At 59.2% G+C, this 15,447-nt stretch carries 17 protein-coding genes and 1 riboswitch; of the genes, 9 read left to right on the plus strand and 8 right to left on the minus strand.

Translation table 11 applies throughout. The features are described from left to right. Positions 1-50: 50 nt before the first annotated feature. Positions 51-1,391 (minus strand): MFS transporter, encoded by a 1,341-nt coding sequence (locus ATU_RS07190; protein ID WP_035256633.1) that lies wholly within the window; start codon positions 1,389-1,391, stop codon positions 51-53. Positions 1,392-1,525: 134 nt separating this feature from the next. Between ATU_RS07190 and ATU_RS07195 the strand changes: the two genes are divergently transcribed. Further along, complete coding sequence (locus ATU_RS07195; RefSeq protein ID WP_010971637.1) at positions 1,526-2,029, plus strand: hypothetical protein; 504 nt, start codon at positions 1,526-1,528, stop codon at positions 2,027-2,029. A gap of 29 nt (positions 2,030-2,058) precedes the next feature. Here the strand turns inward: ATU_RS07195 and ATU_RS07200 are convergent, their stop codons facing one another. The 5 genes from ATU_RS07200 to ATU_RS07220 form a co-directional block, all read right to left on the minus strand. Beyond that, positions 2,059-2,862, minus strand: coding sequence for an endonuclease/exonuclease/phosphatase family protein (locus ATU_RS07200; RefSeq protein ID WP_035256635.1), 804 nt, complete (start codon positions 2,860-2,862; stop codon positions 2,059-2,061). A gap of 154 nt (positions 2,863-3,016) precedes the next feature. Then, on the minus strand, positions 3,017-5,881 hold the full coding sequence (gene gcvP, locus ATU_RS07205) for an aminomethyl-transferring glycine dehydrogenase (protein ID WP_010971639.1): 2,865 nt from the start codon (positions 5,879-5,881) through the stop codon (positions 3,017-3,019). Then, a complete protein-coding gene (gene gcvH, locus ATU_RS07210; protein ID WP_010971640.1) occupies positions 5,881-6,243 on the minus strand; it encodes a glycine cleavage system protein GcvH in 363 nt (120 codons plus the stop codon). The genes gcvP and gcvH overlap by 1 nt, the downstream gene beginning before the upstream one ends. Before the next feature lie 28 nt (positions 6,244-6,271). Continuing rightward, a complete protein-coding gene (gene gcvT, locus ATU_RS07215; protein WP_035256640.1) occupies positions 6,272-7,411 on the minus strand; it encodes a glycine cleavage system aminomethyltransferase GcvT in 1,140 nt (379 codons plus the stop codon). 151 nt (positions 7,412-7,562) lie between these two features. Beyond that, a riboswitch (glycine riboswitch) is annotated at positions 7,563-7,650 on the minus strand. 228 nt (positions 7,651-7,878) lie between these two features. Then, positions 7,879-8,064, minus strand: a complete 186-nt coding sequence (locus tag ATU_RS07220; protein ID WP_006315333.1) for a DUF3008 family protein — start codon at positions 8,062-8,064, stop codon at positions 7,879-7,881. A 172-nt stretch (positions 8,065-8,236) separates the two neighbouring features. On the opposite strand from ATU_RS07220, the gene ATU_RS07225 reads away from it, so the two are divergent. Together ATU_RS07225 and ATU_RS07230 are read left to right on the plus strand one after the other, a co-directional pair. Then, entirely contained in the window at positions 8,237-8,617 is a 381-nt protein-coding gene (locus ATU_RS07225) for a hypothetical protein (protein WP_010971643.1), read from the plus strand. Between the two features lie 86 nt (positions 8,618-8,703). Then, complete coding sequence (locus ATU_RS07230; RefSeq protein ID WP_010971644.1) at positions 8,704-9,678, plus strand: copper chaperone PCu(A)C domain-containing protein; 975 nt, start codon at positions 8,704-8,706, stop codon at positions 9,676-9,678. A 222-nt stretch (positions 9,679-9,900) separates the two neighbouring features. Here ATU_RS07230 and ATU_RS07235 read toward each other — a convergent pair whose 3' ends face one another. Continuing rightward, a complete protein-coding gene (locus tag ATU_RS07235; protein ID WP_010971645.1) occupies positions 9,901-10,221 on the minus strand; it encodes a hypothetical protein in 321 nt (106 codons plus the stop codon). 198 nt (positions 10,222-10,419) lie between these two features. On the opposite strand from ATU_RS07235, the gene crcB reads away from it, so the two are divergent. The 6 genes from crcB to ATU_RS07265 all read left to right on the plus strand — a co-directional run bounded on the left by crcB (position 10,420) and on the right by ATU_RS07265 (position 14,525). Then, the gene (gene crcB / locus ATU_RS07240) at positions 10,420-10,797 is read left to right on the plus strand and encodes a fluoride efflux transporter CrcB (protein ID WP_010971646.1); all 378 of its coding nucleotides are present in this window, start codon (positions 10,420-10,422) and stop codon (positions 10,795-10,797) included. A gap of 66 nt (positions 10,798-10,863) precedes the next feature. Continuing rightward, complete coding sequence (locus ATU_RS07245; RefSeq protein WP_010971647.1) at positions 10,864-11,853, plus strand: RluA family pseudouridine synthase; 990 nt, start codon at positions 10,864-10,866, stop codon at positions 11,851-11,853. Between the two features lie 6 nt (positions 11,854-11,859). Next, a complete protein-coding gene (locus tag ATU_RS07250) occupies positions 11,860-12,528 on the plus strand; it encodes an HAD family hydrolase (protein ID WP_010971648.1) in 669 nt (222 codons plus the stop codon). Between the two features lie 30 nt (positions 12,529-12,558). After that, on the plus strand, positions 12,559-13,353 hold the full coding sequence (locus tag ATU_RS07255) for an ATP12 family chaperone protein (protein ID WP_010971649.1): 795 nt from the start codon (positions 12,559-12,561) through the stop codon (positions 13,351-13,353). A 60-nt stretch (positions 13,354-13,413) separates the two neighbouring features. Next, positions 13,414-13,902 (plus strand): hypothetical protein, encoded by a 489-nt coding sequence (locus tag ATU_RS07260; RefSeq protein ID WP_010971650.1) that lies wholly within the window; start codon positions 13,414-13,416, stop codon positions 13,900-13,902. Positions 13,903-14,135: 233 nt separating this feature from the next. Further along, positions 14,136-14,525, plus strand: coding sequence for a RidA family protein (locus ATU_RS07265; RefSeq protein WP_006315324.1), 390 nt, complete (start codon positions 14,136-14,138; stop codon positions 14,523-14,525). Between the two features lie 60 nt (positions 14,526-14,585). Here the strand turns inward: ATU_RS07265 and fghA are convergent, their stop codons facing one another. Beyond that, a complete protein-coding gene (gene fghA, locus ATU_RS07270) occupies positions 14,586-15,419 on the minus strand; it encodes an S-formylglutathione hydrolase (protein ID WP_010971651.1) in 834 nt (277 codons plus the stop codon). Positions 15,420-15,447 lie beyond the last annotated feature (28 nt).

Here is a 15,447-nt window from a genome sequence, read left to right on the forward strand (position 1 = left end):
TTTCAGGAGGCCGTCAGGCCTCCTTTTTGTTTGCGCACTTCAACATGCCGCTATCGAGAAGCGCCATCATCATCCTGTTTCGGCGCGATTTCGTTGCGATAGAGTAGGAAAAGTCCGATGGCGATCGCCGCGATGCCGCCGCCGACAAGATGCGACAGCGAATAACCGCCCTTCGTCACCAGCCAGCCTGCAACGACATTGCTGAGTGATGCACCAATGCCCTGGACCATCATGACGCTGGCAAGGCCGACATTAAAACGGCCGGTGCCCTTCAGGATTCTTTCCACCGCGACGGGCGTGACGATGCCGAGCAGGCCGGCGCCAACGCCGTCAAGAAACTGTACCGGAAAGATGACCCAGAAATCCGTAAAGGCCGAGGCGAGAAGACCGCGTATTGGCAGGGCGGCGAGCGCAACGATAAACACGGTCGAAAGACCGAAACGGCGTATCAGCCAGGGTGCCATGGCGGCGACGAAAATCATGGCGAACTGTGCGACACCGGTGATGATGGCTGTGGTGCGGAAGGGCGTTTGCAGTTCGATGGCGAAATCCTGCGCGATCAATCGGCCCATCGGCGCGTTGCCGAAGTGGAAGACAAGCAGGATGATGGCGAGAAAGATCAGACCTCGCTCGTGCAGCAACACGTTGATGCCGGATGGCCCGGGCTCTCCCTTGTCTTCGGCAAGGCCACGCGCAACCTTGTGGTCTATCCTTGCAGGATCAATGGCCGCCGTTGCGACCAGGGCGCCGGCAGCGGTCAGCAGCATCAGGCCGATGATCCCGTTCATGCCGAAGAAGGTGACGACCACATAAGTCGCGAAAAGCGACGCGAAATTACCGCCATGGTTCCAGAATTCGTTGCGTGAAATCTGGTTGGAAAACAGGCGCTCGCCAACCAGGCCGAGTGTGAGGCCGGCAAGTGCAGGACCGACCACGGCGCCGACCACAGCCGTCATGATCTGTCCGGTCCAGACGATCCACGCATCCGGAAAAATCAGCGTGATCAGCGCACCGATGGTCACGAGAACGACGGGGATGGCAATCAGCATCCTCTTCCACGTCGTGCCATCCACCAGCGCACCGCATAGTGGCGTCGCAAGCAGGCCGACGAGGCCGCCGACCGTGGCGATCATGCCCAGCGAAAGCGAAGACCAGCCCTGTGTCGCCAGAAATGCATCCAGAAACGGCCCGAGGCCGTCACGGGCATCGGCGAGGAAAAAATTCAGCGCTGCAAGGGCAAAAAGCGTGCGGTCTGAGATGCCGCCGCTGCGCGGCAATCCACCGGAAGGAAGGCCGCCATGCGGTGCCGAAACGCCGATAGTCGTCATGAAATATGCTCCGAAAAATATGCAGAAGGGAATGGGAAATCGATCGAGGCTGGCGAGAAACATCTGTGCCCGCGTTTGGTTGCATAGGCACGACATAAACATAAATCTCTGGATATTTTTGATCGCTACAGAATTGGCTGGAGGAACGTTTAACGGTACTGGTGAGTTAGTCTTCGTGGAAAAAATGGATACTCGCCATGAAGACCAAGGCTTTTGCACTTTTATTTTCGGCCGGACTGCTCGGCACGCAGCCAGCACATGCGGATGAACGCGCATTCCTCTCGTCGCTGAAAGGCACATGGGCGGGCAAGGGAACAGTGATTACCCGCATCGGCACACCGCCGATCAATGTGAGTTGCACGCTGAATTCCAATGCGGGAGCATCGTCGCTCAACATGTCCGGTACTTGCCGGGGCCTTCTCGTGGTCAAGCGTGCAATAGCGGCCGATCTCTCGGAGAAGGGCGGACGCTATAGTGGTGCCTATACCGGCCCTTCCGGCCGGCCATCCGCGCTTTCCGGCACAAGGCAAGGAAACGCAATCAACCTGACGGTGCGATGGAACCGCGACATCAACGGCGACCGCATTGCCGCCATGACCATTGAAAAGGTCGGAGCCAACGGCCTGCGGCTGCGCACCACCGATAAGGACGGCAGGACCGGCAAGACGGTGGTGACGAGCGACATCCGGCTGGTGCGCTGACAAGCGGCCCCAGTGCCGCGTCCGGCTCTTCAGCTGAATTCAAGCAGCAAGGGGCAATGATCCGAGACTTCCGGCTGTCTTACGACGTCGAATTGACTGACCTTGACGGCCGGATTGACCAACAGGTAATCCGCATATCTGTTCGGTTTGGCATAATGCGAGGTGCGGGTATCGGTGAAACCGCGGGTCGTAACGAGCTCGACAAGATCAAGCTCATTCAACACGGCGAAGGTCCTGCTATCAGGCAGAACGTTGAAATCGCCACAGACGATGACCCGGTCGCCATCCTCCGCGATATTCTTGACGAATTGCACAAGACGTTTTGCCTGGTGCAGCCGGGCAGGGATATCATGTTTGCCTTCGAGGTCGCGCAGCCCATGCATATGGGCAATGACGACGGGCTGACCGGTCGTAAAATCGAAAACCCTGATGGCGTGGGCTGTGCGTGATCGCGGATGATTGCCATATCCGTCAGCCGAAAAGACGCCGTGCACGAAACCCTGCGCCTGCGCTATGATGGCGATGGATTTGCGAACAAAGGTCGCGAGGCCAAATTGGGAAGGGTATCGTGTCTCGCCCTGCCAGAGGTCGCCCTGCGCCGCGGGACAGAATATCGCCACATGGTCCGGCAAGGCCTCGGCGACATCGCGAAAGAAGTTCGCCCGCTGCGGCAACTCGACGCCATGATCGCGATAGCTCAACCAGTCCTGCGTAGCTGCCGGCGTGTGCACCACCTCCTGAAGGCATAAAATATCGGGGTCGGATGAGGCAATATAGGGAACGAGCTTGTCATGAAGCTTTCCGCCCCAACCATTCAGGCAAATCAGACGCATTCCCATTTCATCCCCTTAACCGCGTCGCCCTGTTTAGCATGCAACGTGTGCAGATCAATCGTGTGAGAGAGACGACTGCGCGGTCGCAAAACTATCCGTAACGAAAAAGGCCCGGATCGCTCCGGGCCTTTGCATGTTGGTTTGCAGCGATGCCTTATTCTGCGGCCTCGGCATAAGCCTCCATCGGCGGGCAGGTGCAGATCAGGTTGCGGTCGCCATAGACATTGTCGATGCGGTTGACCGGCGACCAGTATTTGTCGATGCGGAAGGCGCCGGGCGGGAAGCAGCCCTTTTCGCGGCTATAGGGACGATCCCATTCACCGACCAGGTCTTCCACCGTGTGCGGCGCGTTCTTCAGCGGGTTGTTATTCTTGTCCGCACGGCCTTCCTCGATGTCGCGGGCTTCCTCGCGGATCGCCAGCATGGCATCGCAGAAACGGTCGATTTCCGCTTTGGTTTCGGATTCGGTCGGCTCGATCATCAGCGTGCCGGCCACCGGCCAGCTCATGGTCGGCGCATGGAAACCGCAGTCGATGAGGCGTTTTGCAACATCGTCCACCGTCACGCCGCAGCTATCCGCGAGCGGTCGTGTGTCGATGATGCACTCATGCGCCACGCGACCGGTCTCGGACTTGTAGAGCACGTCGTAAGCGCCCTTCAGCCGTTCGGCGATATAGTTGGCGTTGAGGATCGCCACCTTGGTCGCCTGCGTCAGCCCTTCGCCGCCCATCATCAGGCAGTAGCTCCAGGAGATCGGCAGGATGGAAGGCGAACCGAAGGGGGCTGCAGACACCGCACCCTCACGACCGTCCGTCGTCGGATGGCCGGGAAGGAAGGGAGCCAGATGCGCCTTGACGCCGATCGGGCCCATGCCCGGGCCGCCGCCGCCATGCGGAATGCAGAAGGTCTTGTGCAGGTTGAGGTGGCTGACGTCGGAGCCGATGTCGCCCGGGCGGGCAAGGCCGACCATGGCGTTCATGTTGGCGCCGTCAAGATAGACCTGTCCGCCATGCTTGTGGGTGATCTCGCAGATTTCGCGAACCGTCTCTTCGAACACGCCGTGGGTCGACGGATATGTGATCATGCAGCACGAGAGGTTTTCCGCATACTGCTCTGCTTTTAAACGGAAATCATCGATATCGATGTCACCGTTGTCCCGCACCTTCACCGGCACCACTTTCATGCCGACCATCTGCGCCGAGGCGGGGTTGGTGCCATGCGCCGACGTCGGAATGAGGCAGACGTCACGATGCGTGCCGCCATTGGCGAGATGATAGTTGCGGATGGTGAGAAGCCCCGCATATTCCCCTTGCGCGCCGGAATTCGGCTGCATGGAGAAGGCGTCGTAACCGGTCACCGAGCAGAGCTTTTCCGAGAGATCATCGATCATCTCCTTGTAACCGAGCGCCTGATTGGCCGGCACAAAGGGATGGATGTCGGAAAATTCCGGCCAGGTGATCGGCAGCATTTCCGCCGTGGCGTTCAGTTTCATGGTGCAGGAACCAAGCGGGATCATCGAGCGGTCGAGCGCCAGATCGCGATCCGAAAGACGGCGGATGTAACGTGTCATCTCGCTTTCGGCACGGTTCATGTGGAAGATCGGATGCGTCATGTACTGGCTGGTCCGCAGCAGATCCTTCGGCAGGCGATAGTCCGGCTCGAAATCCGAAATCGAGAAATTGCCGCCGAAAGCACGCCAGACGGCCTCAAGCGTCGCGGGGCGCGTGCGCTCGTCAAGGCTCATGCCGATCTTGGTGGCGCCGACCTTGCGCAGGTTGACACCTTCCGCTACGGCAGAGCGCAGGATGACGCCCTGCATGTGGCCGACTTCGACGGTGATCGTGTCGAAGAAGGTTTCCGGCTCGATGGTGTAGCCGAGCTTTTCCAGACCCTTGGCCATCAAAACGGCCTTCTGGTGGGTCTGCTGGGCAATCGCCTTGATGCCCTGCGGGCCGTGGAAGACGCCATACATGGAGGCCATGACGGCGAGCAGCACCTGCGCGGTGCAGATATTCGACGTCGCCTTCTCGCGGCGGATATGTTGCTCGCGGGTCTGCAACGACAGGCGATAGGCGCGGTTTCCGCGTGCGTCGACCGAGACGCCGACCAGACGGCCGGGCATGGAGCGCTTATGTGCGTCTTTGACGGACATGTAAGCAGCATGCGGACCGCCGTAACCGACCGGAACGCCGAAACGCTGCGAGGTGCCGATGGCGATGTCAGCACCCATTTCGCCTGGAGACTTCAAGAGCGTCAGCGCCAGAAGATCGGCGGCGACGGCGGCAATCGCACCCGTCTGATGCAGGCGGGAAATCAGGCCTGTGAAATCGCTGACATGGCCGTGGGTGCCGGGATACTGGAAGATCGCGCCAAACACGTCGACCGGATCGAGATCGGTGAACGGGTTGCCGATAATCACCTTCCAGCCGAGCGGGGCCGCACGGGTCTCGATCAGCGCGATGGTCTGCGGATGACAATTGGCATCTACGAAGAAGGCAGTCGCCTTGGACTTGGCAACGCGCTGGCACATGGCCATGGCTTCGGCGGCGGCCGTCGCTTCATCAAGCAGCGATGCATTGGCGACATCGAGACCGGTCAGATCGCAGACCATGGTCTGGTAATTCAGCAGCGCCTCAAGACGGCCCTGGCTGATTTCCGGCTGGTAAGGCGTATAGGCCGTGTACCAGGCCGGGTTTTCCAGAATATTGCGCTGGATGACCGGCGGTGTGATGGTGCCGTAATAGCCCTGGCCGATCAGCGAGGTCAGGACTTGGTTCTTGTTGGCCGTTTCGCGAAGACGATCCAGCGCCTCGCGTTCGGTCAGCGCCGCACCCCAAGTGAGCGGCACCTTCTGGCGGATGGAGGAGGGAACGGTGGCGTCGATCAGGGCGTCGAGGCTCTTATAGCCGACGACCTTCAGCATCTCCGCCATTTCCGACGGCGACGGCCCGATGTGACGCCGGTTGGCGAAATCATAGGGCTGATAGTCGGTGAAATGGAATTCCGTGGGCGTCGTCATTACGCGATCAGCTCCTTGTAGGCTGCTTCATCGAGCAGTGTCTCGGCATCCGCGGCATTGGAAAGCTTCAGCTTGAAGAACCAGCCGGCACCCTGCGGATCGGAATTGACCAGCGAGGGGTCATCAACGATGGCCTGGTTGATTTCGACCACTTCGCCATCCAGCGGACAATAGACGTCGGACGCCGCCTTGACGGATTCCACGGTCGCAGCATCGCCATCCTTGGCGAAGGTTGCGCCCACTTCCGGCAGCTCGACAAAAACGAGATCGCCAAGCTGTTCAGCGGCGTGGCTGGTGATGCCGACGGTGGCGATATCGCCTTCGAACTTCAGCCATTCGTGTTCTGCGGTAAATTTCAGCATCGTGTTCTCTCCGGAGATGGAATGAGGATTAGCGTTTGTAGGTGGGCTTGATGAAGGGCAGGGCGGCGACGGTGACGGGCAGATATTTGCCGCGCACTTCCGCAAAGATCGCCGTACCGGGAGCCGCGTAGGAAACAGGCACGTATCCCATGGCGACAGGGCCTTCGACCGAGGGGCCGAAACCGCCGGACGTCACTTCGCCGATTTCCGTCACGCCTTCGGCATCCGCAAAAAGCTTCGAATGGCCGCGCACCGGGGCCTTGCCTTCCGGCTTCAGACCGACACGGCGGCGCGATGTGCCGTCCTTGAGCTCGCGGAGAATGCGTTCTGCACCCGGAAAACCGCCTTCGCGTTCACCGCCGGCGCGGCGCGCCTTCTGGATCGCCCATTCGAGCGAGGCTTCGATGGGGGAGGTCGTGGTGTCGATATCGTTACCATAAAGACAAAGGCCCGCTTCCAGGCGCAGGCTGTCACGCGCGCCAAGCCCGATCGGCTCGCAATCAGGATGTTCGAGCAGGGCTTTGGCGATTTCCTCAGCCTTGTCCGCGGGCACCGAAATTTCAAAGCCGTCTTCTCCGGAGTAGCCGGAACGGGAAACGATGCAGGGCACATCATGCAGCGGTACTCCCTGCACGTCCATGAACTTCATCTCGGAAACGCCAGCCCACAGTTCTGCAAGCACCGCTTCGGCGCGCGGTCCCTGCAGCGCGATCAGGGCGCGGTCAACGAGAAGAGTGATCTCGCAGGTATCGGAAAGATGCGCCTTCATATGGGCGACATCGGCATCCTTGCAGGAAGCATTGACGACGACGAAAAGATGATCGCCACGATTGGTGATCATCAGATCGTCGAGAATGTTGCCGTTGTCGTCTGTGAAGAAACCGTAGCGCTGGCGGCCTTCCTTGAGACCGAAAATATCGACCGGCACCAGCTTTTCGAGCGCGCGTGCGGCATCTTCATTGTTGCCGGACCTCGCCTTCAGGATCACCTGGCCCATGTGGGACACGTCAAACAGACCGGCGGAGGTGCGGGTCTGAAGATGTTCCTTCAGCACGCCGGCCGGATATTGCACAGGCATGTCGTAACCGGCGAAAGGCACCATACGGGCGCCAAGCGATGTGTGCAGGGAATGCAGCGGCGTGGTTTTCAGCGCGGCGGTATCGTCCAAGGACGCCTCCAGGGTTACGCGAACAATCGCGCGGGCTCAGGTCATGGCGCGAAAGCGCCGGTTCAAGAGCCCCCTCTGTCCTTGTCGCCTGAGATTGTTATCCCTTCGGCGAGCCGTCCTTTAGTCAAGGTGGCTTCTCTCCAGAGTTCCGTCGTCATCGCTGGTCCTTTTGCCTGAGAGTTTCCGGGGCGGTTGCTCCTTCGGCACCGCAATGAAGCGGTTTCTCCCAACGATGATGCGACGCTCATTATCTTCGAAGCCCCGCTATTGGCAAGGACCAAATGACGCATCTGAACAGATTCTTGCTCCATCTGCGCCATCGTCATCTCAGCCGTCCCGTATAGCGGTTTCGAGGCCGCGTCTGTGTGCCCATCCGACCTTCGTCATAGAAAGCGGGTTGGCGGGGTTCTCACGGACGCAACGAGGCGTTTCAGCGACCAGACCGAGGCTCCAACGACGAGGCGTAGCTAGTCGGATTTTTTCTCCGGCAAGCCCTTGCGTTTTGTCGATGCAAAATCCTCAAGTTCCTTTTCTGTCATGGACTTCTCCATGCTTTTTGAAGCGCCTTGTAAACTGGATTTTTTCACTTCACCGCGTTTGGCGGCGAGCGCGGCACCCGCCGCTTTCTGCTGGGCTTTCGATTTTGCTGGCATGTCTGCCTCCTTTGAAACAATGGCTTTGCAAGGAAAATGCCGCGTCGCGTCGATCGTTCCCTTGCAACGATCAAGCCTGCGGCAAAATTCCCCTTTGAAATCGGCAGGAAAGCGGGATATCGCCTAGGACATGGACGCAAATCGAAAACGACGGCTGACAGGGATGGAGAAGATGCTTCGCATTTTCTGCGCGACCCTGATGTTGTCGCTCGGTTTTGCGCACAAGCCGGCGCTTGCAGTTAGCCCACAGGTCGTCCTCGACGAGAGCTACCGGCTGCCGGATGGCACCTTTGCCGAGATTTGCCTCGGCCACGTCGGTGGGGTGAATGCCTCCCACACCAAGGACGGCCCGGCCCATTCGGGCGACGCTATCCTCTTCTGCGAAGCCTGCCTGCTGGCATCTTCCATTCTTCTGCCGATGCCCGATATGGAAGGCTGGCTGAAGAAAGAATTCGCCTGGCTCGACAACCGTCTGTCCGCCGAATGGAGCGTGCACTCCGTCCTGACGATCCAACAACCGTCCGCGCGTGGTCCGCCCGCCCTGTCCTCCTGATTTTTCACATTACGGGATCATCGCCGCCTATCGGTGGCACGGAGCGGCTGCGGAGCCCCAGGGGGCGCAGTCGCAGGGACAGACAAATGAAAACCACCAAGATCATCACCTGCACTCTCTTCGTAGCATCGGTTTCGACCGCGCCGGCTTTTGCGCACGCCACATTCGTGGACGGCTCGGCCGAACAGGACAGCACCATCGTTGCCGCCCTCCAGGTGCCGCATGGCTGCGATGGCGGGCTTGCCACCACGGAAGTGCAGATCAAGCTGCCGGAAGGCTTCATTTCCGCCAAGCCGCAGCCCAAGGCCGGCTGGGAGCTGGAAATCATCAAGGGCGAGTACCAGAAGACCTACAAGAACCACGGCAAGGACATCGCGAGTGGGGCTGTCGAGGTCCGCTGGAAGGGTGGCGACCTGCCGGACGAGTTCTATGACACCTTCGCCGTGCAGGGCAAAATCTCCGGCGTCGAAGTCGGGCAGGATCTGCCTTTCAAGGTGACGCAGCTCTGCGGCGACAAGGGCAAGGTCTCCTGGGATGAGGTCGCAGCCGCTGGCGTCGATCCGCATTCGCTGAAAAGCCCGGCGCCGACCATCAAGGTCGCTGCCAAGGCGCATCCGGGCGGGCATGATCATTCCGGCATGAGCATGGATATGGATGTCGTGAAGGTCGGCAACCTCGAAGTGTCTGATGGCGCGACCAAGGCCATGCTGCCGGGTCAACCGGTTGGTGGCGGTTACGTGACCATCAAGAACACCGGCGACAGCGACGACAAGCTGGTCGGTATCGAATCCTCAGCCGCCGGCCGCGCTGAAATCCACGAGATGGCCATGGTCAACGACGTCATGAAAATGCGCAAGCTGGATGAGGGTATCGTCATTCCCGCCGGCCAAACGGTGGAACTGAAGCCCGGCGGCCTGCACATGATGTTCTTCAATGTGAAGAAACCCTTTGCCGAAGGCGACAAGGTGCCGGTGACGTTGGTCTTTGAGAAGGCCGGCAAGGTAGAGATCGTGCTCTCCGCGGGCGCAGCCAAGGGCGGCACCGATCATCAGCATAATTGACGGAAGAAAAACGGCTACCGGAACGCGTGACAGGTCCGGTAGCCGCAAGATGTCTCACACATTGTATTTGTTTTTCAGCGCCGTGATGGAAAAGGCGATGGCACTTACCATCACGATTTTCCGGAACTCGGTCGAAAAATATCTAGAAAATAAAGCTGACACCAGACTGAACGCGGGTGTCGGCTTTGCAAGCATGGAAAATAAGAAACAGAATTAAGATATCTATATATCGCTTTGATATAGAATATCATTTTTGGACTTCTGTGGGAAGTTGTTTTCCTCATATGCCTCGACGGCCTGCTCCAGCGTCGCCTGCGGTTCCTGGCGCTGACTGGCAGCGGTGAGGAAATAAAGCGCCAGGGCCGGTGGCTTGATCACGGTCATCATGCCGCGAAGCTGGAAATCTTCACCGCGTTCGGCCTTACGCGCCAACTCGTGAATAGCGTCTTCGATTTCCGTTTTGCGCGGAACGCGCTGCGATGGCTTTACCGCTTCCAGCGCATAGGCTGCCGTATTTGCAGAAACAGAAAGAACCTGTGTCATTCAACCCCCGGCCATCTTTGCGACCCTGAAAACCGAATATTAGCACCCGCATCTTGTTGGAAGGCTAAATCGCGACGCTGCAATTTAATCGTATTTTAATGGATGAAGGCACCCGGCGAAGGGGTTTCGCCGGCGGTTTCCTTGGTCTAGAAATGCGTTGGACTGCCCGGTCCGGCAAACTCCGGAGACATCATTTCCATGATCAATATCGCTCTTGTCGCGACAGGCGGCGCAATCGGTTCCGTATTCCGTTATCTGGTCGGCGTCTGGAGCATGCGGCTGGCAGGTCCGAATTTCCCCTGGGGAACGCTCGCGGTTAATATCGTCGGGTCTTTCCTGATCGGTCTGCTGGTCGAACTTGTGGCGCGGCGGTTGAACGCGTCCATTGAAATGCGTCTGTTTCTCGTCACCGGCGTGCTTGGCGGGTTCACCACATTCTCGTCCTTCTCGCTGGATGCGGTTTCGCTTTTCGAGCGTGGTGCACTCGGCCTTTCGGCCTTTTACATCCTTGCAAGCCTTGTGGTTTCCATCGCTGCGGTTTTCGCCGGGCTGGCCTTGGGCCGCAACTTGTTCTAAAGGCTTGAACCAAACGGCGCGCCGACGAACAGAGCGCGCGATCAAGACAGAGAGACTGGAAATTTCATGGCAGGTATCGAGCATATCAAGGTCGAGGCCGACGAGGCCGGTATGCGCCTCGATCGCTGGTTCAAGATTCACTATCCGGGGCTCGGTTTCGGGCAGCTGCAAAAGCTGCTGCGCTCCGGCCAGGTGCGTGTGGATGGCGGCCGGGTGAAGACGGATGCGCGAGTGCAGCCGGGACAGATGGTGCGTGTGCCGCCGGTCGATTCCGATATGAAGACCAAGACCGGTCCGATCGGATCGAAGGATCTCAAACATTCGGCAGACGGCGAGCTTCTGGCACGCATGCTGCTGCATGAAGATGACAAGGTCCTCGTATTCAACAAGCCCGCTGGCATTGCCGTGCAGGGTGGTTCCGGCGTCAACCGTCATATTGACGGTCTTCTGGAAGCATGGACCAGCCCGAAGGGCGAAAAGCCGCGTCTGGTGCACCGTCTGGACCGTGACACGTCAGGCGTGCTGGTGGTTGCCCGCACCCGTGGTGCCGCGCAGAAGCTGACGGCCGCCTTCCGCGAGCGCGACACCAAAAAGACCTATTGGGCGCTTGTTCGTGGCGTGCCGCGCAAACATCAGGACAAGATTTCCACCTGGCTGGTCAAGGAACAGACCCCCGACGGTGACCGCATGCGTATCGCCAAACACGGCGAGGAGGGGGCCGACCACGCCATTTCCTACTACCGTGTCATCGACACCGCCGCGCAGAACCTCGCCTGGCTGGAAATGGAACCCTATACCGGCCGCACCCACCAGCTTCGCGTTCACGCACTGCATATGGGACATCCGATTATCGGCGATCCCAAATATTACATTGACGATCCGAACTGGGATTTCCCGGGCGGCGTACAGAAGCGACTGCACCTGCATGCCCGCCATATCGACATACCGCATCCGAACGGCGGCCGGCTTCGCGTCAGCGCACCCTTGCCGCCGCACATGGTACAGACCTGGAACCTGCTCGGCCTCGACGTGGCCGATGGCGATAGGGAAGACTGACAACAGATGAAACTCGTCCTTTTCGATTGCGACGGCACACTGGTGGACAGCGCCGGCCTGATCCATGCCGTCATGTCCGAGACCTTTGCCGATTTTGGAAAACCGCGGCCTGATATATCCGAGACCAAGGCGATCATCGGGCTGACGCTGGATATCGCCATCGCCCGCATGCTGGGCAGGGCCCATGTGGACGACGAAGCGGCGGCCATGGCGCTGCGCTATAAAGAGAACTATCATCCGCTGAGAGAACGTTTCGAAAACGCAACTCCGCTTTTCGATGGCATAGCCTCTTTGATCGATATGCTGTCGAAGCGGGATGACGTGCTGATCGGCGCTGTCACCGGCAAGGGCCGGCGTGGGCTCACCCAAATTCTGGAAACCCATGGCTTTGCCGATCATTTCATCGTTTCGCGCACGGCGGATGACTGCCCCTCCAAGCCGCACCCGGCAATGGTGATGGAGTGCTGCCACGAAACCGGCATGGTTCCGGCCGATACTATCGTCATTGGTGACGCGATCTATGACATGCAGATGGCGAAAGCGGCTGGTGCAAAAGCCATCGGCGTCGCCTGGGGTTATGCCTCGGTCGAAGACCTCTGGAAGGCGGGCGCCGATGCGGTGGTCAACCATCCGAACGACATTCCGGCCTATGTTCCGGCCGACATTACCGAATGACCTTTTCTATCCGACTGACGAGGATGTGCCATGCGTGATCTCCTGAACGACCTTTCAGAGGGCCTCAGCCACCCCGACCCGATCCTGCGCGCGCAGATCCAGATGCAGAAACCATTGCCGAAGCGGTTCTACAAGGATGTCACCGTTGCTGACGTGGAAGAGGGCGGTTTCACCATCCTCCTCGACGGCAAGCCGCTGCGCACGCCGGCCAAGAAGCCGCTGGTCGCACCCTCGCGGGCGCTGGCCGACCTGCTCCGCGACGAATGGGATGCTCAGAAGGAAGTGGTGAACCCGGTCGTCATGCCGGTATCGCGGCATGTGAATACCGCCATCGATGGCATCGCCAGCGACACACAGGCGGTTTTCGAGGACATACTCCGTTTTTCCTCGTCCGATCTCCTCTGCTATCGCGCCGGCGATCCGGAAGCGCTGGTTGCGCGGCAGACGGACTATTGGGATCCGGTTCTGGACTGGGCCACCAATGTACTTGGCGCCCGCTTTATCCTCGTCGAAGGTGTCATGCATCGCGACCAACCGCGCGAGGCCATCGCGGCCTTCGCTGTGACGCTGAAGAAATACGATACGCCGATTGCGCTCGCCGCGCTGCACACCATGACGTCTCTGACCGGCTCCGCCATTCTGGCACTGGCATTGGCAGAAGGGGAACTGACGCTGGAAGAGGCCTGGGCACTCGCCCATCTGGACGAGGATTGGACCGCCGAGCAATGGGGCGAGGACGAGGAGGCGCTGGAACGCCGCGCCGTCAGGCTCATCGACATGCGCGCCGCGCTCAACGTGCTGGAGTCGCTGAAGAGCGCTTCTTAACGCTTTTCTAACTCTAATCACGGAACATACGGCTACCTCACGTAAGGGGAGCCGCTGATCATGACCACCACGCTGAAACGCCTTGGCATTCTTGTGCTGGCGTCTTTCGTGCTGATGTCTTTCAGGCTGGAACCGGAAGCGACAAACACCGACCGGCTGCTTTATGATGTGCGCGGCGCGTTTGTCGCTGCACGCCCAGATGTAGCGCCGGCACTGATGCAGTCCATCCATGCGCAGGTCCAGAATGCGATCAAGATAACGGCGCGTGGTGAGACCAGACCGCGTGTGGTGCTGACCATCCGTCTTGCATCCGTCAAACGCGCGCCCTTCCTGTTTGGAGAGCGGGCATCAGCCAAGGTCATCGTCCGTGCCGCAGCCGTAGCGACGGGCGAAGTCATCGCCGAGGCCAAATTCACCGCCACTGTCGTTAGCTTCGACAATCAGTCGATCGAACAGGAACTCGCCTATGGTGTTGCTGAACGGGTGATCCACGAATTCAGGCTGAACCGGCCCGGCCCGACGACGCTTGCAACGGCCCTGTTTCCATAAGCAGCAGGGAAGGCGGGAGGGGGACATCCACCCACTCCCATTTATCCTGGAAATCTCACGCTCTGAAAAATTGCACCTCGATGCAACGGAGTTCACATACATTGCGTATCTGAATTGACATACGCTGCGTACGTCACTATCTCGCATACGTACCGTATGTCAAATGACGTTCGAAGTTTTGTAAGCAGCACTTCGCTCGTCAAGGCCACTCAAGCCACAAAGAGAGATGCTAGATGACTGAACGCGAAGCAATTTTCCCAGCCAACAGGCACGCGCTTTACGAAGAACACGGCTATTCGGCCGCCATTCGCTCCGGCGACCTTCTTTTCGTTTCCGGCCAGGTCGGCAGCCGTGCCGATGGAACGCCTGAACCCGATTTTGAACAGCAGGTCCGGCTGGCCTTCGAAAATCTCAAGGCCACACTTGCGGCGGCGGGGTGCACCTTCGACGACATCGTTGACGTCACGACGTTCCATACGGACCCGGAAAACCAGTTCGGAACGATCATGACCGTCAAGCAGGAGATTTTCAGCAAATCGCCTTATCCGAACTGGACCGCCATCGGCGTCAACTGGCTCGCCGGCTTCGATTTCGAGATAAAGGTCATTGCCCGCATCCCGTGACGCCGGATCAAGACGGAAACGGCGGCGCTCACAGGGCGCCGCCGGCCTGTTTCTCCAGCCTTAGCCAAGCCGCTCCGCATGCCACTTCAGATGGTCATCCATGAAAGTGGAGATGAAATAATAGGAGTGGTCGTAACGATCATGCATGCGCAGCGTCAGGCCGATATCTGTGCCCTTGATCGCCTCTTCGAACAGCCAGGGGCGCAGGCCTTTTTCCAGGAAACTATCGGCCTTGCCCTGGTCGATCAGGAACTCGGGAAACCGTGCGCCATCCTCGACCAGCGAGCAGGCGTCATAGCGACGCCATGCGGCCCTGTCAGCACCGAGATATTTCTCCAGCGCCGGTTCCGACCAGTCGGCCGAAGAGGGGGCAACGATGGGTGCAAAAGCCGAGCAGCTCTTGAAACGCTCGGGGTTTTTCAGCGCAATCGTCATAGCACCATGACCGCCCATCGAATGGCCGAAAATGGACTGGCGGCTCATATCGGCGCGAAAATGCTGGCCGATGAGGGCAGGCAGCTCTTCCGTCACATAGCTGTACATCTGGTAATGCTCCGACCAGGGCTCCTCGGTGGCGTCGAGATAAAAACCGGCGCCCTTGCCCATCTGCCAGTTGGTCAGCTCATCCGGCACGTCATTGCCGCGTGGGCTGGTATCCGGGCAGACGACGACCAAACCCAGTTCAGACGCCATGCGGCGATATTCGCCCTTTTCCATGACATTGGCATGGGTGCAGGTGAGGCCGGAGAGATACCAGACAACCGGGCAGGGCTCATGGATCGCCTTCGGCGGCACATAGACTGCGAAGGTCATCTCGCTTTTGAGCGTTTCGGATTGGTGCGAAAAAACGCCCTGCATGCCGCCAAAGGCCGTATTCTGCGAAATGATGTTCATGAAGCCATTCCCTTAAGAAAATTTCGGT

The sequence above is a fragment of the Agrobacterium fabrum str. C58 genome, from assembly GCF_000092025.1.
Lineage (GTDB): Bacteria > Pseudomonadota > Alphaproteobacteria > Rhizobiales > Rhizobiaceae > Agrobacterium > Agrobacterium fabrum.

Excerpts from the sequence above, each read along its gene's own strand:
- ATU_RS07190 (WP_035256633.1), bottom strand. The coding sequence starts at position 1,391 with ATGTTTCTCGCCAGCCTCGATCGATTTCCCATTCCCTTCTGCATATTT.
- ATU_RS07195 (WP_010971637.1), top strand. The coding sequence starts at position 1,526 with ATGAAGACCAAGGCTTTTGCACTTTTATTTTCGGCCGGACTGCTCGGC.
- ATU_RS07200 (WP_035256635.1), bottom strand. The coding sequence starts at position 2,862 with ATGCGTCTGATTTGCCTGAATGGTTGGGGCGGAAAGCTTCATGACAAG.
- gcvP (WP_010971639.1), bottom strand. The coding sequence starts at position 5,881 with ATGACGACGCCCACGGAATTCCATTTCACCGACTATCAGCCCTATGAT.
- gcvH (WP_010971640.1), bottom strand. The coding sequence starts at position 6,243 with ATGCTGAAATTTACCGCAGAACACGAATGGCTGAAGTTCGAAGGCGAT.
- ATU_RS07220 (WP_006315333.1), bottom strand. The coding sequence starts at position 8,064 with ATGCCAGCAAAATCGAAAGCCCAGCAGAAAGCGGCGGGTGCCGCGCTC.
- ATU_RS07225 (WP_010971643.1), top strand. The coding sequence starts at position 8,237 with ATGCTTCGCATTTTCTGCGCGACCCTGATGTTGTCGCTCGGTTTTGCG.
- ATU_RS07230 (WP_010971644.1), top strand. The coding sequence starts at position 8,704 with ATGAAAACCACCAAGATCATCACCTGCACTCTCTTCGTAGCATCGGTT.
- ATU_RS07235 (WP_010971645.1), bottom strand. The coding sequence starts at position 10,221 with ATGACACAGGTTCTTTCTGTTTCTGCAAATACGGCAGCCTATGCGCTG.
- crcB (WP_010971646.1), top strand. The coding sequence starts at position 10,420 with ATGATCAATATCGCTCTTGTCGCGACAGGCGGCGCAATCGGTTCCGTA.
- ATU_RS07245 (WP_010971647.1), top strand. The coding sequence starts at position 10,864 with ATGGCAGGTATCGAGCATATCAAGGTCGAGGCCGACGAGGCCGGTATG.
- ATU_RS07250 (WP_010971648.1), top strand. The coding sequence starts at position 11,860 with ATGAAACTCGTCCTTTTCGATTGCGACGGCACACTGGTGGACAGCGCC.
- ATU_RS07255 (WP_010971649.1), top strand. The coding sequence starts at position 12,559 with ATGCGTGATCTCCTGAACGACCTTTCAGAGGGCCTCAGCCACCCCGAC.
- ATU_RS07260 (WP_010971650.1), top strand. The coding sequence starts at position 13,414 with ATGACCACCACGCTGAAACGCCTTGGCATTCTTGTGCTGGCGTCTTTC.
- ATU_RS07265 (WP_006315324.1), top strand. The coding sequence starts at position 14,136 with ATGACTGAACGCGAAGCAATTTTCCCAGCCAACAGGCACGCGCTTTAC.
- fghA (WP_010971651.1), bottom strand. The coding sequence starts at position 15,419 with ATGAACATCATTTCGCAGAATACGGCCTTTGGCGGCATGCAGGGCGTT.